Origin of the sequence: Streptococcus sp. HF-1907, from assembly GCF_015594605.1 — a bacterium.
Taxonomy (GTDB): domain Bacteria; phylum Bacillota; class Bacilli; order Lactobacillales; family Streptococcaceae; genus Streptococcus.
The window spans coordinates 109,551-133,951 of the sequence record NZ_JADNQT010000001.1 but is presented as its reverse complement, the minus strand read 5'-3'; the positions used below and the strand labels follow the sequence as shown (position 1 = coordinate 133,951).

At 38.4% G+C, this 24,401-nt stretch carries 22 protein-coding genes and 2 pseudogenes; 19 read left to right on the top strand and 5 right to left on the bottom strand.

What is annotated here, in order from left to right; all coding sequences use genetic code 11:
* The first annotated feature begins 28 nt into the window (after positions 1-28).
* The 4 genes from IYQ92_RS00680 to IYQ92_RS00665 all read left to right on the top strand — a co-directional run bounded on the left by IYQ92_RS00680 (position 29) and on the right by IYQ92_RS00665 (position 3,261).
* Positions 29-442, top strand: a complete 414-nt coding sequence (locus IYQ92_RS00680; RefSeq protein WP_195674844.1) for a VOC family protein — start codon at positions 29-31, stop codon at positions 440-442.
* Positions 443-572: 130 nt separating this feature from the next.
* The gene (locus tag IYQ92_RS00675) at positions 573-1,514 is read left to right on the top strand and encodes a DUF1002 domain-containing protein (RefSeq protein WP_420705735.1); all 942 of its coding nucleotides are present in this window, start codon (positions 573-575) and stop codon (positions 1,512-1,514) included.
* Positions 1,515-1,674: 160 nt separating this feature from the next.
* Entirely contained in the window at positions 1,675-2,937 is a 1,263-nt protein-coding gene (locus IYQ92_RS00670) for an NRAMP family divalent metal transporter (protein WP_195674842.1), read from the top strand.
* Between the two features lie 90 nt (positions 2,938-3,027).
* The gene (locus IYQ92_RS00665) at positions 3,028-3,261 is read left to right on the top strand and encodes a hypothetical protein (RefSeq protein ID WP_195674841.1); all 234 of its coding nucleotides are present in this window, start codon (positions 3,028-3,030) and stop codon (positions 3,259-3,261) included.
* A gap of 95 nt (positions 3,262-3,356) precedes the next feature.
* Here the strand turns inward: IYQ92_RS00665 and IYQ92_RS00660 are convergent, their stop codons facing one another.
* Together IYQ92_RS00660 and IYQ92_RS00655 are read right to left on the bottom strand one after the other, a co-directional pair.
* Positions 3,357-3,911, bottom strand: a complete 555-nt coding sequence (locus IYQ92_RS00660) for a hypothetical protein (RefSeq protein WP_229311252.1) — start codon at positions 3,909-3,911, stop codon at positions 3,357-3,359.
* A gap of 352 nt (positions 3,912-4,263) precedes the next feature.
* Positions 4,264-5,274 carry a site-specific integrase gene (locus tag IYQ92_RS00655; RefSeq protein ID WP_195674840.1) on the bottom strand — a complete coding sequence of 337 codons (1,011 nt, stop codon included), beginning with the start codon at positions 5,272-5,274 and terminating at the stop codon, positions 4,264-4,266.
* 245 nt (positions 5,275-5,519) lie between these two features.
* On the opposite strand from IYQ92_RS00655, the gene IYQ92_RS00650 reads away from it, so the two are divergent.
* The 6 genes and pseudogenes from IYQ92_RS00650 to IYQ92_RS00625 all read left to right on the top strand — a co-directional run bounded on the left by IYQ92_RS00650 (position 5,520) and on the right by IYQ92_RS00625 (position 10,881).
* Positions 5,520-5,795: a hypothetical protein gene (locus tag IYQ92_RS00650; protein WP_229311251.1), complete on the top strand. Its 276-nt coding sequence runs from the start codon at positions 5,520-5,522 to the stop codon at positions 5,793-5,795.
* Between the two features lie 165 nt (positions 5,796-5,960).
* Positions 5,961-6,140 (top strand): annotated as a pseudogene (locus IYQ92_RS00645) (restriction endonuclease); the annotation flags it as partial.
* A pseudogene (locus tag IYQ92_RS00640) lies at positions 6,139-6,429 on the top strand (hypothetical protein); the annotation flags it as partial. The pseudogenes IYQ92_RS00645 and IYQ92_RS00640, both read left to right, overlap by 2 nt.
* 526 nt (positions 6,430-6,955) lie before the next feature.
* Positions 6,956-8,482 (top strand): DUF262 domain-containing protein, encoded by a 1,527-nt coding sequence (locus IYQ92_RS00635; RefSeq protein WP_195674838.1) that lies wholly within the window; start codon positions 6,956-6,958, stop codon positions 8,480-8,482.
* Positions 8,483-8,484: 2 nt separating this feature from the next.
* Positions 8,485-10,560: a DUF262 domain-containing protein gene (locus tag IYQ92_RS00630; protein ID WP_195674837.1), complete on the top strand. Its 2,076-nt coding sequence runs from the start codon at positions 8,485-8,487 to the stop codon at positions 10,558-10,560.
* Positions 10,561-10,644: 84 nt separating this feature from the next.
* A complete protein-coding gene (locus tag IYQ92_RS00625) occupies positions 10,645-10,881 on the top strand; it encodes a hypothetical protein (protein WP_195674836.1) in 237 nt (78 codons plus the stop codon).
* 254 nt (positions 10,882-11,135) lie between these two features.
* Here the strand turns inward: IYQ92_RS00625 and guaA are convergent, their stop codons facing one another.
* On the bottom strand, positions 11,136-12,698 hold the full coding sequence (gene guaA, locus IYQ92_RS00620) for a glutamine-hydrolyzing GMP synthase (RefSeq protein ID WP_195674835.1): 1,563 nt from the start codon (positions 12,696-12,698) through the stop codon (positions 11,136-11,138).
* A gap of 158 nt (positions 12,699-12,856) precedes the next feature.
* Here guaA and IYQ92_RS00615 point away from each other — a divergent pair, with 158 nt between their 5' ends.
* The 3 genes from IYQ92_RS00615 to trmFO all read left to right on the top strand — a co-directional run bounded on the left by IYQ92_RS00615 (position 12,857) and on the right by trmFO (position 16,549).
* On the top strand, positions 12,857-14,323 hold the full coding sequence (locus IYQ92_RS00615; RefSeq protein ID WP_324253035.1) for an HlyD family secretion protein: 1,467 nt from the start codon (positions 12,857-12,859) through the stop codon (positions 14,321-14,323).
* 72 nt (positions 14,324-14,395) lie between these two features.
* On the top strand, positions 14,396-15,091 hold the full coding sequence (locus IYQ92_RS00610) for a GntR family transcriptional regulator (protein WP_307977307.1): 696 nt from the start codon (positions 14,396-14,398) through the stop codon (positions 15,089-15,091).
* 117 nt (positions 15,092-15,208) lie between these two features.
* Positions 15,209-16,549, top strand: coding sequence for a methylenetetrahydrofolate--tRNA-(uracil(54)-C(5))-methyltransferase (FADH(2)-oxidizing) TrmFO (gene trmFO / locus IYQ92_RS00605; protein ID WP_195674834.1), 1,341 nt, complete (start codon positions 15,209-15,211; stop codon positions 16,547-16,549).
* Between the two features lie 30 nt (positions 16,550-16,579).
* Here the strand turns inward: trmFO and IYQ92_RS00600 are convergent, their stop codons facing one another.
* A complete protein-coding gene (locus IYQ92_RS00600; RefSeq protein ID WP_195674833.1) occupies positions 16,580-17,071 on the bottom strand; it encodes a PASTA domain-containing protein in 492 nt (163 codons plus the stop codon).
* 157 nt (positions 17,072-17,228) lie between these two features.
* On the opposite strand from IYQ92_RS00600, the gene IYQ92_RS00595 reads away from it, so the two are divergent.
* From IYQ92_RS00595 to IYQ92_RS00570, 6 genes are all read left to right on the top strand, one after another.
* Positions 17,229-17,375 carry a hypothetical protein gene (locus IYQ92_RS00595; RefSeq protein WP_195674832.1) on the top strand — a complete coding sequence of 49 codons (147 nt, stop codon included), beginning with the start codon at positions 17,229-17,231 and terminating at the stop codon, positions 17,373-17,375.
* Complete coding sequence (locus IYQ92_RS00590; RefSeq protein ID WP_195674831.1) at positions 17,372-18,292, top strand: S41 family peptidase; 921 nt, start codon at positions 17,372-17,374, stop codon at positions 18,290-18,292. The genes IYQ92_RS00595 and IYQ92_RS00590 overlap by 4 nt, the downstream gene beginning before the upstream one ends.
* Positions 18,293-18,317: 25 nt before the next feature.
* Entirely contained in the window at positions 18,318-19,070 is a 753-nt protein-coding gene (locus IYQ92_RS00585; RefSeq protein ID WP_195674830.1) for an ABC transporter ATP-binding protein, read from the top strand.
* A gap of 1 nt (position 19,071) precedes the next feature.
* Positions 19,072-21,078 carry an ABC transporter permease gene (locus IYQ92_RS00580; protein WP_195674829.1) on the top strand — a complete coding sequence of 669 codons (2,007 nt, stop codon included), beginning with the start codon at positions 19,072-19,074 and terminating at the stop codon, positions 21,076-21,078.
* Positions 21,079-21,427: 349 nt separating this feature from the next.
* Positions 21,428-22,090: a DNA-binding response regulator gene (locus IYQ92_RS00575; protein ID WP_195675054.1), complete on the top strand. Its 663-nt coding sequence runs from the start codon at positions 21,428-21,430 to the stop codon at positions 22,088-22,090.
* Entirely contained in the window at positions 22,087-23,037 is a 951-nt protein-coding gene (locus IYQ92_RS00570) for a sensor histidine kinase (protein ID WP_195674828.1), read from the top strand. Before IYQ92_RS00575 ends, IYQ92_RS00570 begins: the two co-directional genes overlap by 4 nt.
* On the opposite strand, the gene xerS is transcribed toward IYQ92_RS00570, so the two are convergent.
* Positions 23,038-24,108 (bottom strand): tyrosine recombinase XerS, encoded by a 1,071-nt coding sequence (gene xerS, locus IYQ92_RS00565; protein ID WP_195674827.1) that lies wholly within the window; start codon positions 24,106-24,108, stop codon positions 23,038-23,040.
* Between the last annotated feature and the right edge of the window lie 293 nt (positions 24,109-24,401).

Below are 24,401 nucleotides of genomic sequence, written 5' to 3'. Positions count from 1 at the left end.
TCTATTGCCAGTCTTTTTAGGAGATAAAATGAATTTAAATGTTATTCACCATGTGGCGATTATTGTATCAGATTACAATAATTCACGGGAATTTTATGTTGATAAACTAGGGTTTGAAATAATACGTGAAAATCATCGTCCAGAACGTCATGATTATAAATTAGACTTGAGATGTGGTTCTATCGAACTGGAAATCTTTGGAAATAAGTTATCTGATCCTGACTATCAAGCTCCGCCTAAACGAATTGGTAGACCCGAATGGCCACGAGAGGCTTGTGGCCTAAGACATTTAGCATTTTATGTTGAAGATGTCGACGCTGTTAAACAGGAACTGGAAGATATGGGAATTTTTGTTGAGCCGGTTCGTTTTGATGATTTCACAGGTAAGAAGATGACTTTTTTCTTTGACCCAGATGGTTTACCCCTAGAATTACATGAGTAAGTTTTTTTCAAGCTTGATTTTCTCGAAAATGCTATAATAGGTATTTAAGAAAAGTAGGATAAGGTTAATTGAAAAGAGGATTATTATGTCTATTAAAAAATGGATGGTAGCAGGTTTAGCGGCCATATCAATGTTTGCAGCGGGAGCTACATCAGTTTCGGCAGCGACTTCAGATGTCCAAAAGGTAATCGATGAAACCTACGTGCAACCTGATTACGTGCTCGGCTATTCGCTGTCAAGCGACCAACAGAGCCAAACCCTTAGTCTACTGGGGTATGATAGTAGCAAGGATACGTCAGTTAAAACTTTGACGACAAGTGCTTACGCTAAAATTATGAATGTCGCTGATGATTCTAGTCTACAACTGTATTCATCGGTTAAGATTCAGAAGTTAGGTAGTAAGGAGACGCTCACTGTAGATATTGTGACGCCTGAAAATATTACCAAGGTGACGGAGGATATGTATCGAAATGCTGCGGTTACTTTGGGAATTGAGCATGCGAAAATTACGGTAGCATCTCCGATTGCAGTAACTGGTGAAAGTGCTCTGGCTGGTATTTACTATTCATTGGAAAAAAATGGAGCTATGGTCTCTGATGAAAGTAAAGAGCTGGCGCAAGAAGAACTAAGTACCCTCTCGACCATCAATGAAGCCAACGATGGTAAAGACGGCTATGACGCTAATAAATTGAACGTTGCTTTGACCGACATAAAATCAGCGGTAGCAGATAAAGGAGATAGTCTAACAAAATCAGATGCTCGTAAGATTGTTGAAGAAACACTTGACAATTACGGTTTGAAATCGTCTATGACGGATAGTCAGATTACCTTAATTGTTAATTTTGCCATCAATTTGTCAAAGAGTAGCATTATTGATTCAAGCAGCTTCAAGTCAACTTTGAATGATTTGAAGGATAGTATCGTATCAAAAGCTAGCTCAAGTTTCAAAGGGATTAACGTGAATTTCAATGCTGACAAGGCTCTGACAGCAAGTAAAGGATTCTTTGCTAAAATCTGGCAGGCTATCGTTGATTTCTTCAATGGAATTGCAAGTAGCTTTTCAACTAAATAACTAAAAATGACATCGATAGTTTTATCGGTGTTTTTTCATTGAAAACATGGAAATATCTTTGAAAAATTCCAGAAATGATGTTGACATATTTTTACGAGATGCTATAATGAGTATACATTTCTGAATTATCAGAAAATTGCAAACAAAAAGGAGCTTTTTTATGGAAAGTTATACTGATCAACAAACCTCCACCTGGCAAACCAAGTTTAAAGCAATGGGGCCTGGTATCTTGATGGCCTCTGCTGCAGTTGGTGGTTCTCATATTGTTTCTTCAACGCAAGCTGGTGCGATTTATGGCTGGCAATTGGCTGTTATTGTTTTATTGATAAATTTGTTCAAGTATCCATTTTTTCGTTTTGGGTCACAGTACACGATTCAAAACGGGAAAAGTCTGATTGAGGGTTATGGTGAAAAAGGAAAGGCTTATTTGATTGTTTTCTTCATCATGAATATTTTCTCAGCTATGGTCAATACGGCCGCCGTCAGCATCCTAGCGGCAGCTATTTTGTTCAACATCTTTCCAAATGGTTTTGGCTTATCAATCGCTCAATTAACAACGATGATTATCGTCTTCACATGGGCGATGCTTCTTATCGGTGGTTACAAGTTCTTAGATGGTTTATCAAAATGGGTAATGACTGCCCTAACCCTGGCGACGACCTTGGCTGTTATTATCGCCTTGTTTAAACATAAAGCGTATGCTCCAGGTTTTGTAGCACCATCGCCTTGGAATATGGCTGCTCTTCCATTCATTGTTTCATTGATGGGGTGGATGCCAGCACCGATTGAAATTTCTGCTATTAACTCAATGTGGACTGTTGAAAAGCGTAAGACAGTCAAAATTTCCTATCTTGACGGACTTTTTGACTTCAACGTCGGTTACATTGGTACAGCTATTCTAGCCTTCATTTTCTTGGCTTTAGGCGCACTTATTCAATTTGGTTCTGGTGAGAAGGTTCAAGGAGCTAGCGCAGCTTATATTTCACAATTTATCGGTATGTATGCTAAATCATTCGGTGATTGGTCACGTCTCCTTATTGCCTTTATCGCCTTCCTTTGTATCTTTGGTACGGTTATTACGGTTATCGATGGTTACTCACGCGCAAATGACGAAACACTCCGCATTTTACTTGGCAAGTCAGAGTCATCACAACGCTCACTTAACATCTGGATGACGGTGACATCTGTTATTGGTATCGTGATTGTCTACCTATTTTCAGGAAATGTTGCAACCATGCTTCGTTTTGCCATGATTGCTTCCTTTCTAACCACACCAATCTTTGCTTACCTTAACTATTCGTTGGTAAACAACAAAGAGCATCGCATTTCAGGTTGGCTCAAAAACCTTTCAATCTTAGGTTTGATTTACCTATTTGGATTTGCTTTCTTCTTCCTATTTGCCATGCTAACAGGTAAAGTTTAGGAAAATGGTTAGCGCTAAAGCACTCTCGCGAGTGCTTTTTTAGTGGAAAAGTGGTATGATGGAATCACTAAAGAGAGTGAGGGATAAGTAATGGCAGCGAATGACAAAATTATGGCTTTGGTAAAACCAGAATACTTAGAAAGAGTGCCACGTTTATTTCGAGGACACGCTAAAAGCGGAACCTGTAAACTAATCGCACGCGAATATCCAGAACTATATGCAAAAGCTGAAGCAGAAGGAGACTTGCCTACTGATGTAGCCAATGAACTAAGCAAAATTGTCAATGGCATCTTCGAAGAACGCATGGCGAAACATGATTTGTGATTGTGGTACAAATTAACGGGTAGGCTATCAGTAAGCGTATACGTTTATAAAAAAATACAGTAAGCTAGCGCGCTTACTGTATTTTTATTTTTTCTCTATTCCCACTCACTAAAAGTCAGATATTGACTATTCAGGATAGTTGATTTAATAGTGATTGATAATACAATCAATGAGTACATTTGAAACAAAAGAGAATGCTGATAAATCAACATTATTTTCATGTTCTCTTTAACAAACATTATAAAATTTGTCTGTTTAGCTACCAAAAAACTACCAATTAGTTTCTTTCGTATTGCTGAAATAGAGAGAGTTTCAAAATTTAAACCTCCATGATTCAGCTGTAGTAAGCAATAATTAACAGTATCTCTGCTTTCTTTTTTATAAATTTTTCCAATTTCAAGTCTTCCGAATTCCCTTGATTGGATAATTAAATCTTCTATCTGATTTGAATTGTAATTTAATTTTTTAACCTTATCAGGATTCTTTTTTCTGTATTCTTTCAGTTCCTCAATATCAACAATTAGATTTTCACCTAAGTTGAAATCCATGCAATCAAAGCCCCAAAAGGAATTCATGAAAGTAAAACAAGATTGAATTTCTTTCTCATTTAAATGCTTCTGTTCAGTAGAAACTTTAGGTTGTCTTTTCAAGTTTTTAAGGTTTCCTTTCTACTATTATTTTTGTTTGGAAATATGCTAAGAAGTATTAGATATTGTAAAAGAACAGTTAAATTATTTTAACCGCATTTGTAATTCAATTTACCCCTTTGTTTTTTCATATATAATTAGTATGCCAGGAACTTTGCAAAAAATTGTGCTTTTTTAGAAAAGAAGTGAAAAAAATGGAAAAAAATTTTAAAAACAAAAAAAACACTCAATTTTTGAGTGCTTTAAAAAACGCGTAGTGACAAGGTTTTGAAGGAAAAAGTAGGTAATTACCTACTAAATTATTTAAAAAAATTTTTTTCAACGAGAGCTATACCATTATTTTTAGAAGTGCTTATTAGTTTGCTTGTGCGATTAACTTATATGCGTAGGATTTTTGAAATTCTTCTGGTCGATTGTGTCCGAGAGCACGAGATACAATTAAACAAGCCTTCCTATCAAGGACAACTCCTTTTAATTCCCCCCTTAGATAAATTTTTTCTTTTTTATCTTTGATATCTTTGGGATCTCGCGCGACAAGAAGATAAAGACGTTTTGCGTATTCAGCACGATATTTGTGAGGTTTTAAAGCAGATGGAACTTGAAACACACGCTTTTTATCAGCTAGTTTAAATTCTTCAACAAGCATCTCTAACTCTTGTCGATCTCGTGTAATAATCGGAACCCAACGATCTCGTGCCCCTTTTGTTTTATGCTTTTTACCAATGATTTTAAGATAGTATCGACCATCCTCACGTTGATGTAGAGAATCACCTGTAATAGCTTTTAATTCATTTTTACGTAACCCAGTGGCAGATACGATTGAAAACCAGCGATTATTTGTTTCTTCAGACATTCTGTCGTCATTAGACTTCAAGCGATTATTCTTTTTGTCGGCTCGATATCGAATATCCGTTGCAATAAAAGCGGTAGAAGATACACCTAAGACTTTAGCTAATGCTGCTTTATAGGTTGACTGGGTTGGAGCAGAAAGCCCTGAATTCTTACAATGTTCTAAGTATTGATTCACTAAGTCAATCCATCCCTCAATATCATTAGATTCATCAAGAGCTTCTAAATCTTCGGCAGTGGTTATTGAGGCAACAAAGGAAGCGAACCTGCTCCAGGATCCAGCGTAATTGTGTAAGGTTCGGTCTGTATGGATTAAATGAATGTCCTCTCCCGTTTTTTTGGATTCATTTCGCTTGATACCTTTCCCTTTTTTAAAGCGCGTGACTAGATTAGTTAGTCCTTTTGATTGGACGAATTGTTTACGGCCTTCGAAAGTGGTTAGAGCATCCATCTGTTGTTTCTTAGCTTTCTCTTTAGCTTTTCGTCGTTCAGCACGACTACGTTTCTTTTTTGCCATAATTCTTTCCTTTCTATTGTAGATTGTGTACTTTTAAAGAAGATCTTAAGAAAAATCTTAAGGTCTTTTTAATTCAAGTTGAAGTAGTGCAGTGACTTAAGCTTATATTCACTGATATAGTATCTTCCCTTTGCTGAGGGCGCTTCTTAATTGATGGCTAAGAAGATAACCAAGTCATTTTACAACATGACAAGTTGACTCAATTCAAATAAGATGTAGAGTTCCATCTTACAGATAAAAATCTGTTGTTTTTTCTTGTTATGGAGATTGAGTTTTTTGATTATCATCTAGGAACAAAAAAATATCTATATTTCTTATATTACGAAATTGGAGAATATAGTTTTCATTCACCCATTTCTGAGGAAGTTGCTGAAAGTAATACAGAATTAGAAATTCAAGAAATCGACGAAAATTTTAAAACTCACGGCTCTAAGATTGAAGGATTGTTGTCAATGCAATTTGTAAAAAAAGTCTTGGAATTACTACAAAGCGAAGATTATACAATTGTGAATTTAGAGTAAAATAGTGAATTGTGGTTTCTATCATTATATTGTTGAATAATAGAATGAAATAAACACACTGGGACGAGTATCTCAGTGTGTTTTTGTGGTAAAATATAGTAGATTAATAAATGAAAAGTAGTCATTTTTTTAGAAATTCCAATCAATAAGAAGAAAGGTTGCTTTATGGCAATAGATATCAGTGAAGAACAGTTGGCTATGGAGTCTGCTGACTTATTAAAAATTCTTTTAAAAGATCGAACGACCAAGAAAAATATTGTTTGGGCGACACATTCTTATGAATTGTTGGGAAATGGATTTGCTCCAAGTGATCGCATTACTCCGAGTAGGGTGACGGGAGCCTATTGATTTATACATGAAGTCAGGTCTCTATATTGCAGAACTTGTCAAGCGGCTATACAATAGCGAAGGCCTGAAAGATGCCTTTCCAAATCCTGAAGACCGCTTAAAACATATCCTAGAAAATCAAGTTTATGGATTTGCGCCTTCAGAGATTATCTATAACATTTCCACTAATTTTATCTTTGGAAATCTCTCTCAAGATATCAGTAGAAAGAACTTTGTTTTAGAAGATACCATCCCTGCTGCCAAAGAAGGTAGGATTCAGAAATTGGTGGATAGATATTTTGGATAGGATGGTGGGACATTTTATCTATAAAGAGGGGATATATTAGCTCCCTTCTTCTTGTATGACTTTAAAATTAGATAGAATACTTAGTTGGGTAGAATCTAAAAAAGAAAAACCTTCTTTCTCATATGAAGGAAATTCCGTGATGGAGGAATCCGTAATAAACGTGTAGCTCCATTCATACGAAAAGAGTTAAATATTGGAGTTTTATTCGTCAATGGTCCAGCAATTGTTGTTGATTAATTTCAATTAGTAAAAATTATTGAAAAAACGTCAACTGGTAATATTATTGAATTTATAAGTCAAGATACATTAGGGCTGAGGAGGTGGCTGTTGAATCAAGTGGCAGCTCTAACGGTATTTTCTCCTCAATCGTTAATTGATGATGTAAAAAATCCCATTAAAAAAATGCGAGGAAATTATATTGACTAAAAATAGAATAATATCTTTAATTTGATATTTTGTTAACTTTTTATTTTATAATAAAAGTTTTTAGTATTTAAAAGCGAAAACAAATGAATAGGTGATTAAAATGGGTATTTCAGAGAAGAAAATTGAAGATTTAAGAGGTCTTAAGTTCAACGTTCCATCATATCAAAGAGGCTATAGGTGGACTGAGCATGAGGTTACAACTTTATTAGACGATTTTTATAATCATAACACTGAGTATAAATATTGTCTACAACCATTAATCGTAAAAAAAGTTGCTGATAGCACTTACGATGTTGTTGATGGACAGCAAAGGCTGACTAGTATATATATATTTCTTAAATTTATGTCTGCTGAATTCAACAATGGTCGTAGAAGAACTAATCAATATGATTTTTTTGATTTAGAGTACGAAACCCGAAAACATAGTGGAAACTATTTAAAGAATTTAAATTTTGATACTTATGAAGAAATCGAAAATATGGACATCGATGCTAGTCACATTAGTAAAGCATTTGAAGCAATAGATAAATGGCTTGATCGCGAAGAAATAAACTCAAATAATGCTTTGAATGATATTTACAAGGTTCTTACAGAAAATGTATTTTTTATTTGGTATGAAATTGATGAATCTGAAGACCCTATAAAGATTTTTACCAAAGTTAATATTGGTAAAATACCGTTAACAAATGCTGAACTGATTAAAGCTTTGATACTCGACAAAAATAATTATAAAAACGGAGAAGAGAGCGATAGAATACATCGATCTATTGCATGGAATCAAATAGAACATAGACTTCAACAGGATTCTTTTTGGCAGTTTTTGACTAATAATGAAGTTTATGATACAAAAATAGATTTTCTTTTCAATTTAGTTATACATGAAAATTCTGAAGGGGACAAAGTTGACAAATACTCCACCTTTTATTCGTTATATGAACAATATAAGGGGATTGAAAATAAATCAGAGTTTATATCAGATTTTTGGTCAAAAGTTCAAAAACAATTTGAAGAATTAAATAATTGGTACTTAGATTTAGATAAATATCATTTAATTGGTTATCTGCTTTCTTTAGATAGTAAAAATCTAGATAAAGTATTTAAGGCGACAAGAGACAAGAAAAAATCAGAAGCTTTTGATGAGTTAAAAAAATTAGCCTTTGATACTATTCCTGAAATTGATTCGCTAGGCGAATTAGTATACGGAAATAAAAGAATTAAAAATGTATTACTGCTATTTAACTTAGTTACTTTGATAAATAAAAGTGAGAAACAGTATCGTTTTCCGTTTGATATTTATAAAACTCAAAAGTGGGATATTGAGCATATTCATGCTACAGCTGATGAAACGGCAGAATCTGATGATGGCTTAGGGAATCTAACTTTACTAGACGCTAAAACAAATCGCTCATATCGAGATAGTCCATTTGAACAAAAAAGGAAAATTATTATAGATGTGGATGCTAAAGGTCGTTTTGTTCCAGTTTGTACTAGAAATATATTTTTGAAAGTGTATAGTGATGAAATTGAAAATTTTGAGGTTTGGTCAGACAATGATAAAACTGACTACATTAAGGCCATGAAGCTTGAATTTAATAAATTCTTTGGCAATGACGGGGAGAAAATATGAGTATGATTGATGATAAATATGACTTAAAGTCTCTTTTAGAAAGTTATCGCATTGTAATTCCACTAATTCAACGTGATTATGCGCAGGGTAGGAAAGATTTAAGAACTACCGAAGTCAGAAAACAATTATTAATTGATATAAATACTGCTTTAATTAACAGTGAAGTGCCGACCTTAGACCTTAATTTTATTTATGGGAAATCGCATAATAGGAATTTTATACCATTAGATGGTCAGCAGCGACTTACAACTTTGTTTTTAGTATATCTTTTTGCCTTTAGAGATAGTGATACTTGTGATTTTCTTAGCAATTTTTCCTATGAAACAAGAGATTCGTCCAAGCAATTTTTCACTAGTTTATTTGAATACAGAAAATCAATTTTTCAACTCGAAGAGAAACCGTCTGAAATAATAAAAGATGCAGCATGGTTTGCAGATTCGTGGATATTAGATCCTACTATTCAAGGTGCACTAGTAACCTTAGATGGGATAACTGATTTTTTTGATTTTCAATACAACTATTCAGAGGTATTAACATCAGAAACAAATTATAGAGTTGCTTTCAATTTCCTTGATATTGAAGACTTAGGGTCAGAGGATGAACTATACATTAAATTGAACTCTAGAGGACGTCCTCTAACTGATTTTGAAAATTTTAAAGCAAGATTTATTTCAAGAGTACATGAGATAGACACTAAGTTAGCAAACGATATAGCACTTAAGCTTGATACAAAATGGACTGATACTATTTGGAGATTTGATAAAAATCGATTTGATATAATTTTTTTAAATTTATTTGAAATTGCACTGATTAATAACTTAGATTCACTAGATTATTCTCAACGTGAAAATTGGACAACTAATATTGTATTTGAAGATATTAAGTTAGAAAATATAGAATTGATTGCAAGCGTACTTGACTTTTTAACGGAAAATGTGAACTCAAAAGTATCACAAGTTTTGGAAAAAGCTATCATAAATAAGAGCTTAAAAGATAGAGTCTATTTTCACTTCATCTCTTTGTATTTACTTCATTCGGGAAAAATATTAGATGATAAGTTTGAGAGTTGGTATCGTATTTTTAGAAACTTAACAGATAACTCTGAAATAGATTATCAACAACCTTACGAAAGAGCAATTCGAGGTATAAATGAGCAAATTAACCATGTTTCAGACCTTATCTATTATTTGGCTCAAAATAATAGAATTACAGGTTTTAGTACAGAACAGGTTAACGAAGAGATAGATAAGGCGAAATTAATTTTAGAAGATCCATCTCAATCAGAAGTGATATTTAATGCGGAAAATCATGTTTATTTTGGTGGACAAATTAGAAGTAGCTTTTATTTTGAAGATACAGATTCTACAGCTGATAAATACTCGAAAATAAGTTCTTATTGGGATAAGATAAGTACTATGTTTGAAGATAAGGAACCTAAAGAAGGTATATTGTTAAGAACGGCTTTGCTTTCTTTTGGAGACTATACATTAAATGTAGATAGCTATAAAACACTTTGCCAAGATGATCCTAATGAAAGTTCAAGTACACCAAGTTTAAAACGATTATTTTCTTCTAAAAATAAATATGTTAAAAAACTACTAGATTCGATTGATGTAAATAAACCATTAGAGTTTGAGTATAAGAGGATAATAAATGAAAACATAAATAGTATAGATGAGCAAGATTGGCGATATATTTTTATTTCGTACTACAAGGTAATGTTCAATGAAATGAACCGTTCACAGTATAGATTAAAAGCCCCTAACTGGTTAGGTAGACCAGATGAAATGCTTCTAATTCCTAATAAAAATTCTAGAGCAAGAAACTTTGATATTCATTTATTAGCATTGAAAGAGAAACTAAATGAATTTAATATTAAATCATATTATAAAAGTGAACCTGGTATAGGCACTTTAGATAGGGTTCTTCATGTTAAAAATCTTTATGAAGTTAGATTCTACGGTGATCATTATATATTTAAAAAATATGAGGATGAAAAATATTCAAACTTGACCAACTCCCCAGCATCTTTTATAAAATTAGCTGAATACTTGAGAAATAAATTGAACGATAAGTAATTGTGATGTATTTTGATAAAAATAATCATAATTCACCGTCTAAAGGGAAGTTATGAATACATCTTATTGTTATATGAGATAAGCATGAATATACAAGCAACGAGAAGTAAAATACACAATAAAGAATATTTTGTTAAAGTATTTTATATAGAAAAATTAAACTGGTATTCACAACCGTTAATAAAATCATTAGTTGATTCGTACCAAAGTAAAAATTATTATTCAGAGTACACCCTAGCAACAATTGCTATTGATGGGGATGTTAACAGATTTAATGAGATGACAGGTACTCAAACATTTGAAAGCAATATTAATAAGTAAAATTAGTCCTGAGAAAACGTGGTTTTACTCTGTTTTTAAAATAACTGTGAACTATTTTTTCAAAATCAGGTATTAAGAAATTTTGTAAAGCATCAAATATTAGAAGAATAAAATTTAATATAAAAAAATCCCATCAGAATATTTCTGGTGGGATTCTTGGTGGGGAACCAATCAATTTTGATTGATTTTTAACCTTTTATAATAACTGAAAATGCTGTTAAATCAACCATTTCACTTCAAATCATGTTTATAAATCATTCCCACTCAACAGTTGCTGGTGGTTTACTTGTGATATCGTAAACGATGCGGTTGACGTGGTCAACTTCGTTTACGATACGTGTTGAGATTTTCTTAAGGGTTTCCCATGGAAGTTGGGCAAAGTCTGCTGTCATTCCATCGATAGAAGTGATGGCACGAATGGCAATTGTGTAGTCGTAAGTACGACCGTCGCCCATAACACCAACTGAACGAACGCCAGTATTGACAGTGAAATATTGCCAAACATCACGTTCAAGACCAGCTTTGGCGATTTCTTCACGAAGGATAGCATCAGACTCGCGAACGGTTTCAAGTTTTTCTTCAGTGATTTCACCCATAACACGGATAGCGAGTCCTGGTCCTGGGAATGGTTGACGCCAAACGACTTCATCAGGCATACCAAGTGCAGTACCAAGTGCACGAACTTCATCTTTGAAGAGTGTATTAAGTGGTTCAATCAATTCAAATTGCATGTCTTCTGGAAGACCACCAACATTGTGGTGTGATTTGATCGTTTGGGCAGTTTCTGTACCAGATTCGATGATATCTGTATACAGTGTTCCTTGAGCAAGGAAGTCAACACCCTTAAGTTTACTTGCTTCGTCATCGAAAACATAAACGAATTCGTTACCGATAATTTTACGTTTTTTCTCAGGGTCATCAACGCCAGCAAGTAAGTCCAAGAAGCGTTTTGAAGCATCTACACGGATGATGTTAAGCCCAAATTTGCCACCAAGCATATCCATGACTTGGTCACCTTCATTTTTACGAAGAAGTCCATGGTCTACAAAGATACAGGTCAATTGGTCGCTGATGGCACGGTGAAGGAGGACACCAACAACTGATGAATCGACGCCACCTGATAGACCAAGAAGAACTTTGCGGTCACCTACAGTTTCTCGAATTTGTGCGATTTGCATATCAATGAAGTTATCCATTGACCAGTCGCCACGCGCACCACAGATGTTGATAGCAAAGTTACGGAGGATATCATTTCCGTACTCAGAGTGACGAACTTCTGGGTGGAATTGAATACCGTAGAAGTTTTTCTCAGTGTTTTCCATGGCAGCAAATGGACAGTCAACAGAGTCTCCTACCAAGTGGAAGCCTTCTGGAATCTCAGTGACAGCATCGCCGTGACTCATCAAAACAAGTTGTTCTTGAGGAGTGTTAGCAAACAAAGTAGATTCGGCACGAAGGCGAAGTGTTGATTGGCCGTACTCACGATTTCCAGCCTCACCAGCGGGAACAACTTTACCACCTAGTTTGTGAGTGATAAGTTGCATACCGTAACAAATTCCAAGGATTGGAATTCCTAATTCAAAAATCTCTTCGTCTATACCAAAGGCGTCATCAGCGTAAACAGAGTTTGGTCCGCCAGATAAGACGATACCAATTGGGTTGATTGCACGGACTTCTTCGGCAGAAATTTTGTGACTTTTCAATTCAGAAAATACACCAAATTCACGAATACGGCGTGCAATTAGCTGATTGTACTGACTACCATAGTCAAGAACGATAATTTTTTGAACACCATTCAATGTAGAAATATCAGTCATTGTTATCCTTTCTTTTTAGCAAGCCTAGAGACTAGCTATACCACTACTATTCTAACACACTTTAAGAGATTTATCAGTAAAATTATAGGCAAAATAGATTTTTAAAATGCTCTTGTCTATGATAAAATAGTAGGTAGAACAATATTAAAGGAGAAATCGTGCGAACACGAAGACATCGTCGAAGGAGGCTATTTAGGTCGGTTGAGTTGTTTGTTTTAGGGAGCTTGGTTGGTGGGTTAATTCTCTTACTAGCAGTTACAGATAGTTTCGATGTGATAAAAGGTATGGTTAAAGCGCCAGCCATTTCCCAGAAAAAAATAAAAGCCATCTATCAAAATAAGCAAAAGGTTCGGCTGAAGTCCAGTGCCAAAACTAATGGAAAGGGCAAGTCGTTAAAAGGCTATCGCCAATGGATCGGTAGTATCGAGTCGTCTGCCCTTTCTGAGGATGGAAAATCTGTCTTATACACGGTATCCTATGGTAAAAAGAAGGTAACTGCAATCAAGGAGTCGGATCTTCAGAAAGCACCTAAGGCCAAATATAAGAAAGGGCAGACCTTACAAATTGCCTCAACTGCGGAGACTGACTTGGACCAAGATAGCCTGATTTCTTATCGTGGCAAGGTCGTCACGGTGGAAAAGGTTCATTACAATTATCAAAGTCAAGATGGTGGCTATAAGTATGATGTCAAGGTTGGTGAATGGCTCTTTACGAATATTCGAGAGAAGGATTTGTCTGATATCTATCACGTCAAACTTAAGAAAAAAGGCTCTGCCTCTGAGAATAATGCCATTTTAAAAGCTGCCTTTGATTATACTCGCTCCAACCCTAATACAGTCTTAGGACTGCCAAGTGGGGAGTACACGATTGGCACGAAGAATCCTGATTCTGACTATGTGACACTGGCTTCTGATACGACTTTGATTGGTGACAATACGACCCTTATTGTTGACGGGACGGAGTATTGGTTCGGTTTTGCGACTGGTCCAAATGCTGTTGATGGTGTTAGTAATTTCACGATGAAAAATATTAATATCAGAGCGAAAGATTTGGTGAACGGTGATCATTTTATGATTATGGCGGATCATGGTGATAATTGGGAGATTGACAATAATACCTTTACGATGGTTCAGAAGAAGGGGAGTCATATTTTCGATTTGGGCGGTCTGCAAAATTCTGTATTTAACGGGAATCAATTCATCGGCTATGCGCCAGATTTGACCAATAGCACGACTCAACCAAATGATAATAATGCTCATGATTACTATGCGGAAGCTATTCAATTGGATAATGCTGAAAATACAGGTGTATGGGATGCTAATTTGTTAAAAAATAAAGATTCCAACTATGTCACCAACAATGCTACTAAGCATTTAAGTAACAACATCACAATAGCTAATAATAAATTTTTACCATACTATAACGCTTCAGGTCAGCTGGTTGCTTACGGCGCAACTCTTGGTCAACACTCATCAGATGTTGGGGCAATTCTTGTTGCCAATAACACCTTTACAGCTAGCTTAGTGTCACGATATGTGGAAAGGGCTAATGATTGGATGTTTGACCCTATCCATTTCCCAAGCACCTCTACTCAAGTTACTCTAAGCAATAATACTTACAACTAAGCTCAAAACTATTCTCATCAAAAATATGATAAAATAGTAGCACCAAAGAAAATCGGAGGGAGCAGCGTGGAAATTCCAACTTATATCAAAATTCATGACGCCATCAAAAAAGAAATTGATATGGAACGTTGGCAGATTGGGCAACGCCTTCCGAGTGAGCGTGATTTGGCAGAGCAATATGCAGTAAGTCGCATGACCTTGCGTCAGGCAGTGACTTTGTTGGTTGATGAGGGAATTTTGGAGCGCCGAGTCGGTAGCGGAACCTATGTCGCTAGTCACCGAGTTCAAGAAAAAATGCGCGGGACGACTAGTTTTACTGAAATCGTGAGTTCCCAGGGTAAGACACCATCTAGCAAAGTGATTTCCTATCAACGTAAGATTGCAAACGATACGGAAATCAAGAGATTACAACTGAAACCAACCGATTATGTTATCAGAATGGAGCGCGTACGTTACGCAGATAATGTGCCTTTGGTTTTTGAAGTCGCCTCTATCCCAGAAAGGCTTATCAAGTCATTTGCTCGCGAAGAGATTACAGAGCATTTCTTCCAAACGTTAACGGATAACGGCTACGCGATTGGTAAGAGCCAGCAGACGATTTATGCTAAATCAGCAAGCGAGCGCGTGGCAAATTATTTAGGGATTGAAAAAGGTCATGCAGTACTTGCTTTGACACAGGTGTCCTATTTTACAGATGGATGTCCCTTCGAATACGTGCACAGCCAGTATGTTGGTGACCGTTTTGAGTTTTATTTGGAAAATAATTAGTTTCAACTCGAGCCACTTTTATTTTAATGATTAAATAACCTCTCTATGGTATAATGGAGAGGTTATTATATTTTAAGAAAGATTTGAGGGACTTGGTCCCAAAGAGGTATTAGTTTCATGTCTCAATCTGTTGATTACATCAATGTCATCGGGGCTGGCTTGGCTGGTTCTGAAGCGGCTTACCAAATCGCTAAACGCGGTATCAAGGTTAAACTTTACGAAATGCGTGGGGTTAAACCAACACCACAACACAAAACAGCTAATTTTGCGGAATTGGTTTGTTCAAATTCCTTCCGTGGAGACTCTTTAACAAATGCAGTTGGTTTGCTGAAAGAAGAAATGCGTCGTTTGGATTCTATCATCATGCGTAATGGTGAAGAGCACCGTGTGCCAGCTGGTGGTGCTATGGCGGTTGACCGCGAAGGTTACGCAGAAGCAGTGACAGCTGAATTGCACACTCATCCTTTGATTGAAGTGGTGCGTAGCGAAATCACGGACATTCCAGAAGATGCAATCACGGTTATCGCGACTGGTCCATTGACCAGCGACAGCTTGGCGGCTAAAATTCACGAACTCAATGGTGGTGATGGCTTTTACTTCTACGATGCGGCAGCTCCTATTGTTGACGTCAACACTATCGATATGGACAAGGTTTACCTCAAATCTCGCTACGACAAGGGAGAAGCAGCCTACCTTAACTGCCCAATGACCAAGGAAGAGTTTTTAGCCTTTCAGGGAGCCCTTATCAATGCTGAAGAAGCTCCGCTTAATTCTTTTGAGAAAGAGAAGTACTTTGAAGGCTGTATGCCGATTGAAGTCATGGCTAAGCGCGGGGTTAAGACCATGTTGTATGGTCCAATGAAGCCAGTTGGTTTGGAATATCCAGAAGACTATAAAGGCCCACGCGACGGCGACTTTAAAACACCATATGCGGTTGTGCAATTGCGCCAAGACAATGCAGCGGGTTCGCTCTATAATATCGTTGGTTTCCAAACGCACTTGAAATGGGGCGAGCAAAAGCGTGTCTTCCAAATGATTCCAGGTCTTGAAAATGCGGAGTTTGTCCGTTATGGTGTCATGCACCGCAATTCTTACATGGACTCACCAAATCTTCTCAATCCAACTTTTGCCACTCGTAAGAATCCAGATCTTTTCTTCGCGGGACAAATGACTGGCGTGGAAGGTTATGTGGAATCAGCTGCTAGCGGACTTGTGGCTGGTATCAATGCCGTTCGTCGCTTCAAAGGTGAAGGCGAAGTCATCTTCCCAGAGACAACAGCCATCGGTTCACTCCCCCACTACATCACCCACACGGAAAGCAAACACTTCCAACCGATGAATGTCAACTTCGGCATTATCAAAGAACTGGAAGGTCCCCGTATCCGCGATAAGAAAGAACGCTATGAAGCTATTGCTATGCGTGCCTTGAAAGATTTGGATGGGTATTTGAATTACTAATATGACAAAAACTGACTGGTCAATAGGCGACTAGTCAGTTTTTTGTGTCTTCTTAAATAGGTTCTTAGGGCTTTTGAGGATATCGGTTGCTTTATTTTGTAGTTGTGCCTGGCGCTCTTGTTTTTCTACTAAGAGTTGTTTGCTGCCTGTGATGACGGTATCGGTAACATAGTAGAGCTTGATGAGAGAGCCAATTTTAACTTTGCTTGGTTTTGGGGACATCTTGACGACTTGATGGTCCTTAGCGCTAGCCCATTTGACATGAGGGGTGGCTAGGATACAAGCGACAACGAATCCCTTGCTTTCTAGGTGTTGTCTAGCTTCTGCGACGGGGAGGTGGACAACGTCATCCAGCTGCGTGAAAGATTGTTTATACTCTTGACGGCGCTCTAGCTCTTTTTCGATGATGGGACGCGTGTTGTCGATAGCTTTGCCAATGATTTCGGTTGTGTCAGGGATGACGGAGATGAGCTTTCCGACTGTGCCCAGGGACTTGGTCCATTTGCGTGTTTTGTTTGCCATATTTATCTTCCTTTGAGGTAATCTTGAAGAATATTATATCAGAAATGTGGGGAGTCTCGAAGTAAAAACCTTACAGGGTTGTAAGATTAGGGAGGGATACTGTAAGATTGCGCCAGCTATTTTCCAGTAAAATAAAGTATGAAAAGGAGGAAGTGTGATGACTACCGTCTTGCTAAAAGAAGCCCTTCATTTTTACATCAATATCCTGCTGTGGTTGTGCTTGGCTGTGCTGGTATTTGTTGGTTTTGGAATTTATAAGGCTGTCGCTTTTCTCAATACTATTGGAAATGGGAGTCGGTTATGAAGAATGTTTTGAAAATATTAGCTGTTATCGGAATAGTTTTTCTGTCACTGCTTTGCTATGGACTTTATCGTTACGGACCTAATTTTGGGGTCTGGATTCTCCCTCCGTCTCCGCAGGCTTATGGTAAGTTTGCTATCAGCCGCATGGAAAAACTTGGACTCTATGCTCAAGGAGAGAAGTGGGATCGAGAAGAAGCAAAGGCAATCAGACAAATTAAGTCTGCCAAGACTTACAAAGATACCTACGATACTTTAGAGAAATTGGTCAAAGTTGCTGGAGGCAAGCATTCAGATTTTATCTTTGCTAACCAAGCAAATGAAGATGTTCGTGAGAATCAGCTTCCGCAAACCAAGCTAGTCGACAGTAATATTTTATATTTGAAAGTGCCGACACATACTTTTGGCGATTCAAACAATAATAGAAACTATATCAAGATTTTAGATAGCGCTTTGGCTAAGGAGAATTTCAAGGCTGTCATCGTTGACCTTGCGGATAACCATGGTGGCAATACGATGCCTATGCTTTCTGGTCTGTCCAGACTTTTACCTGATGACACACTATTCACTTTTGAAGATAGGGATGGTAATAAAAGAACCGTCGACTTACCCGAGAAGATAGAGAAAATCAAGGTTCCTGTGGCTCTGATAATCAATGACCAAACGGCTTCATCGGCTGAAATGACTGCCCTTGCTTTTCAAGGTCTAGACAATGTCAAAATCTTTGGCAAGCCATCAGCTGGCTATACGACCTGCAACACGGTAGTCAGACTTTATGATGGTGCCTTGCTCCAATTAACAACTGGACGTGTCATTGCTCGCTCTGGTAAGGTTTACGAGAACCAGGCTATCCAACCAGATGTGGGAACAGACGACGCTCTAACCCAAACCCAATCTTGGCTTACGCAAACTCTAAAATAAGTTATAATAGAAAAAGGAGAAAATTATGTTACTAGAAATCAATCATTTAGAGAAAGTTTTTCGCACGCGCTTTTCAAAGGAAGTGACCCATGCCCTGCAAGATGTAGACTTTAAAGTCGAAGAGGGCGAATTCATCGCTATCATGGGGGAATCAGGTTCAGGGAAGACTACCTTGCTCAATATCCTAGCAACCTTGGAGAAGCCAACCAAGGGGTCTGTCCTCTTAAACGGGGACGATATCACCAAAATCAAGGAAAGTAAGCTAGCTGATTTTCGTCTTAAAAATCTGGGCTTCGTTTTCCAAGATTTCAATCTGCTCGACACGCTCAATGTCAGAGATAATATTTTTCTGCCGCTGGTCTTAGCGCGCAAGGGTTACAAGGAAATGGACAGTCGTCTGCAAGCTATCGCGCCAAAATTGCGTATCCAAGACTTGCTTGAAAAGCGCCCCTTTGAATTGTCTGGTGGGCAAAAGCAGCGCGTGGCCATCGCACGCAGTCTGATTACCAATCCTCAGATTCTTCTGGCTGATGAACCAACGGCTGCGCTGGACTATCGTAATTCGGAAGACCTGCTCAATCTTTTTGAGACCATCAATGCAGACGGACAAACCATTCTCATGGTAACCCACTCTGCCAATGCAGCCAGTCATGCCAAGCGCGTGCTCTTCATCAAAGACGGTCGTATTTTCCACCAGATTTACCGTGGTAACAAGACCAATCAAGAGTTCAGCAAGGATATTTCATTGACCATGACAGCTCTGTTAGGAGGTGAGTAGGATGTTCTACCTCAAACTGGCTTTCAACAATTTAAAGCATTCCTTCAAATACTTTGCTCCATTTTTCCTCGTGGGTGTGACCACCTTTGTTTTCTGTAATATCACGCTCCTGCTGGGAATGAGTCCTATGGCTGCTTCTATGGGGACGGGTCAAATGGCTTTAGGGCTGGCCTACATTGTCTTGGCTATCCTGACAGCCATTCTCTGTCTTTACAGCTACAACTTTCTCCTCAAGCAGCGTAATCAGGAGTTCGGGCTCTATAACATTCTTGGCATGAATAAGAGTCAGATTATCCGCGTGGCTAGTCTTGAACTCTTGGCTATCTATGTGATTACCGTTCTTCTGGGTGTCGTCTTTAGTGGTATTTTCTCGAATTTCTTCTATCTGATTTTCGTCAACATCATCAACTACAGGGACTTGCACTTTTCACTGACAGCTCAGCCATTTTTCATCAATACCGGTCTTTTCGCTGTTATCTTTGCGGGGCTTGAGCTTGTCAATATCCAAAAGCTCGGGCGGACTTCGGCCCTTAACCTCTTTAAGAATCAAAGTCAGGGCGAACGTGAGCCTAAGGGAAATCTTATCCTAGCGGTTCTTGCTTTACTTGCTCTTGCTTACGGTTATCACTTGTCACTTTCTTCTGGCAATAGTAATGTTCTCGCAGCTATTGTAAAATTCTTCCAAGCTATCTTGGCGGTGATTTTTGGGACTTACCTTTTCTATATCAGTTTTACAACCTGGTATTTGAAGGCTCGTCGTAGAAATAAAAAATACTTCTACCAACCTGAGCATTTCGTCAATACCTCGCAGATGATTTTCCGCATGAAGCAAAATGCGGTAGGACTTGCCAACATCACCCTGCTAGCCATCATGGCCTTTGTGACCATTTTTTCAACGGTAGCCATTTATACTAATACTAACAATCTTATTAAGGACCAATTTCCTAAGTCTTCTGTTTTTGAAGTCATTAATGCGACTAGCAAAGAAGAAGCAGATGCACTTATTAAGAACTATATTGAAAAACCTCTTGGAAAAGATGCCAAGTCACTCATGCGGTATTCTTACTATACTTACGGTGTCAATCTTTCAAAGAAATCTCATCAAACCTTAGCCCTTGAGAATCAATCTCTCGGTAATAAAAAGGCTCTTCTTAAGAAGGACTCTAATATGACAGCTCTACAAGTCGTCACTCAAGACGATTTCAAAAATCTAGGTAATAAACTACCAAACTTGTCAGAAAATCAAGTGGCAGTCTATTACTACGACAACACACATCCTCAAGCCTTCAAAACCTTATCTTGGTTAGGCAAAGATTATCAAAATGTTTACCAAATCAAGACAGCTAATCATATGCGCGGCAATAATACAGGTTTGCCAGGGGCAATGATGATTGTCGTTGCTAACAGTCAGGTGGCTTCGGACTTATTGGCTAGCTATAAACAACAAGTTCAGTTACAAGCTTCACAAACGAGTGTGGTTTTCGGTGACCTAAGTAAAGCTAAGGAAGCGAAATTCCTCAAGATTGCTAGCAAGAGCAATGGAACTATCGCTTCAGACGAAAATGGCGGAGCTATCATCTATTACAACCAAGAAAACAGCCGTGAGGAGTTTCTCAAGATGACCGGTGGCTTCCTCTTTGTTGGTTTTCTTCTAGGGGGTTCCTTCCTACTGGGCGCAGCCTTGATTATCTACTACAAACAACTGTCTGAGGGCGAGCAGGACAAGGAATCTTACAGGATTTTGCAGGAAGTTGGGATGAGCCTCAAGCAGATCAAGAAGACTATCAATTCACAAATTATCTTTGTTTTCTTTCTACCTTTAGCCATGGCTATCCTTCACTTTATCTTCGCTTTGCCGATTTTAAAATCCCTACTCTATGCTTTCGGCGTCCAAAGCGACAACCTCATCTATACCGTCAGCGCAGTGACAATCCTTGCTATCTTGCTCATTTACTTCGGTATCTACAAGCTAACCAGCAGAACTTACTATAAAATTATCGAAAGATAGTTCAGTCCCTCGGGGAATTGACCAGAACCACATGTCGGACAAGCAAAACCCCCGAGGAATTTCCAGAATGACATGTTGAACAATCCAAACGCACTGTGCATTGACTAGAATGATACGTCGGACAGTCCAGATACACGATGCACTGACCTCAATCTGAACGAAACTCGTCAGTTGCACGGCGAACTGATAAGAACGACCTTCGGTTCTGATGAGAGACACACGGTGCATTAACCTAAAAAAACGAACGATAGACAGAGGCACTTCTTATTACCCTTCGTTTCTAACTATCCTTTTGAAAGGCAGACTGAGTGGCGATTTTTCGCCACTTTTTTGGTAAAATGAATTTATGATGAAAAAGGAAATGATTTATATCGTTGAGGACGACGAGACCATCGTTGACCTCCTAAAAAACCACCTGTCTAAGACTTATCAGGTGGCTAGCGTCAGCAATTTTCGCAATATCAGCAGAGAAGCGGAGGCGCTCAAGCCCGACCTCATCCTCATGGACATTACGCTTCCCTATTTTAATGGCTTTTACTGGACGACTCAGATTCGCAAGCAGTCCACTATGCCTATTATTTTCATTTCGTCCAGCGACGACGAGATGGATATGGTCATGGCGCTCAACATGGGTGGCGACGACTTTATTTCTAAGCCCTTCTCACTGACTATCCTAGACGCCAAGATTTCAGCCTTCTTGCGACGCGTCCAGCAGTTTGTCACCGACGAGTACCATTTGGACCAGTTTAGCCTTAGTCGTGATGGGGTCTTGTCAAATGGGGCTGAGCGGGTCACCTTGTCGCCAACGGAGAACAAGATTCTGACCATTCTCTTTGCCCACATCAATCAAGTGGTCTCCAAGGAAGACTTGCTGGAGAAACTCTGGGAAAATGAGAGTTTTATCGACCAAAACACCCTCAGCGTCAACATGACTCGCCTACGCAAGAAGGTCATGCCACTGGGCTTTGACCGCATTCATACCGTGAGAGGAGTTGGCTACCTACTCAAATGATTTGGACGTTTTTGATTGAATACCGAGCTTGGTATCTGACCTATCTGGTCATGTCGGGGACCTACTGGCTGACCTTTTACCTTTACCGCCTGCCCATGTCCTATTTTGGCATGAGTATCCTCTTTAATCTGACATTTCTAATCATGATTAGCATGGCGTTTTTTATCAAATTCAGGAAGAAGATGCAGATACTTCACGATTTTATCTATCTTGACGAATTGGCAGAGCTCCATTCACCGTCGGAGTTGGTCTACCAGCAGCTCATTAGTCATCTGAAAGACAGTGATAATCAGTTGCTGTCAGACATCAAGGAGCAGTTGAAGCAGCAGCAGGACCTCATCAAGATGTGGTCTCATCAGATGAAGGTGCCCCTATCTGCCCTCTCTCTCATGGCACAGACTGACCAGATGGACAGCCGAGAAGTGCGCCAGCAGCTCCTACGTTTGGGCAATTACATTGACACACTCTTGACCTATCTCAAATTTAATCAAAACAAGGACGATTTTCGTTTTGAAGAATGCTCCGTCCGTGAGATTGTCACCGATTTGGTCAAGAAGTACCGCATCGCCTTTCTGGTTAAGCACCTATCCATTGATATTGAGGGAGAATGGCTCCTAAAGACCGATAAAAAATGGCTCAGCTTTGCTATTTCACAAATCCTAGACAACGCCGTCAAATACTCTAACCCTCAGTCGAGTCTGAACATCCGCATGACGGATAGCAGTATTGTGATTGCTGACAAGGGGATTGGCATTTTGGAAGAAGACCTGCCTCGTATTTTTGAGGAGGGCTTCACTGGCTACAACGGTCACGAGGACAAGAAGGCGACTGGACTTGGACTTTACATGACTAAACAAGTGCTGGACCAGCTTAACCTCACTATTCAAGTTCAAAGCCGAGTTGGGCAAGGGACGAGCGTCAGCATTCTTCAAAAATCGTTGCGCTGATTAGAGCTTATCGAGAGCATTCTTTTGCTCATCGTTGACGATATGGGTATAGAGGTCGGTGACTTGGGTGGAAGCATGGCCGAGCTGATGGCTGACCAGTACCTGCGATTTAGTCGCGTCGTAGAGACGGGTAGCAAGGGTGTGGCGGAGCTTGTGCGGGGTCACACGAAGCTTGAAGTCCTGCGAATATTTGCCAACCATTTTTTCAATAGAAGAAGCATCCATGCGATTGGGAACACCACGGTATTCGGATAGAAAGAGGGCAACATCCTGCTTTTCAGCCTTGTAACGGGCTTTTCGGATGCTGAGGTAGTTTTCCAGATAGGGCTTGGCAAAGCCGGCAACGTTGACCGAATCACGTTTGCCACCTTTTCTGGTAACATCGATAACCATCATATTCATATGCAAGTCTTTCACATCCAGATTGACAGCCTCGGACAGACGAACGCCAGAAGCGAGAAGTAGTGCCACAATGGCTAAATCGCGTTCCTTATTTTTCTTGAAAGATGACAGGGCGCGTTTAGAGAGCTTGTTTTCATACTCACAATCGATATACTCCAAGAACTCCATGGTTTCATCACCTAAGAAGAGTTTTTGTTTAATATTTTCAGCACGTGCAGCCAAGGTTTCTTTTTTCTTCTTGGTTGCTATTTTTTTCATGACATTTCGGTAAAAATAAGGCTCACCATCAGTATTTTCAACCTCCTCGGTAAGATATTTGAAAAGACTAGATAAAGCTGACAAAGTCCGATTGATGGTTGTCTGTGAAACCCCGTTTTGCGTTGTGTTAGCATTCAGCAAAGGACGTTCTCTCAAATACAAAACGAAAGATTCCATGTCTTTCTTAGACAGATTTTCCAGCGTCTCCAAATCAACGTCAGCAATTTTTCCAGCATCCGAGATGCCAGAATCAATCAGCCATTCCAAAAAACGACGATATTCCTTGAGGTATTCATAAAGCGTCGTAAAGCTATAAGGCACCGATAATTTTGACTGATAGTAATCCAAAACATACCAAGGCATGATTTCTTTGAGCTGGTCAATTTTTTCGAGTAATAATTCACGTTTCATCTGTATTTTTCTCCATAGATTTCTATAATAGAAGTATATCATACCTATATCTTTCTTTCAAGAAAATTACAGTTTTTCGGAAAGATGTATGAAGTTGGTTTGGTGGTCGGACTTATGCAGGTTACATTTTTATTAGCTCGACCAAGAGACAATATTTTTTACTTTTCAATTAAATAACTGATAAATAAAAACTTCACTTATCTTTGATAAAATGGTCATTGAATTATAATTCGTATTTTTAAATAAAAAATAATTTCAGAATTTTCGGAATCCCTCTTTAATTGCTTTCTCTT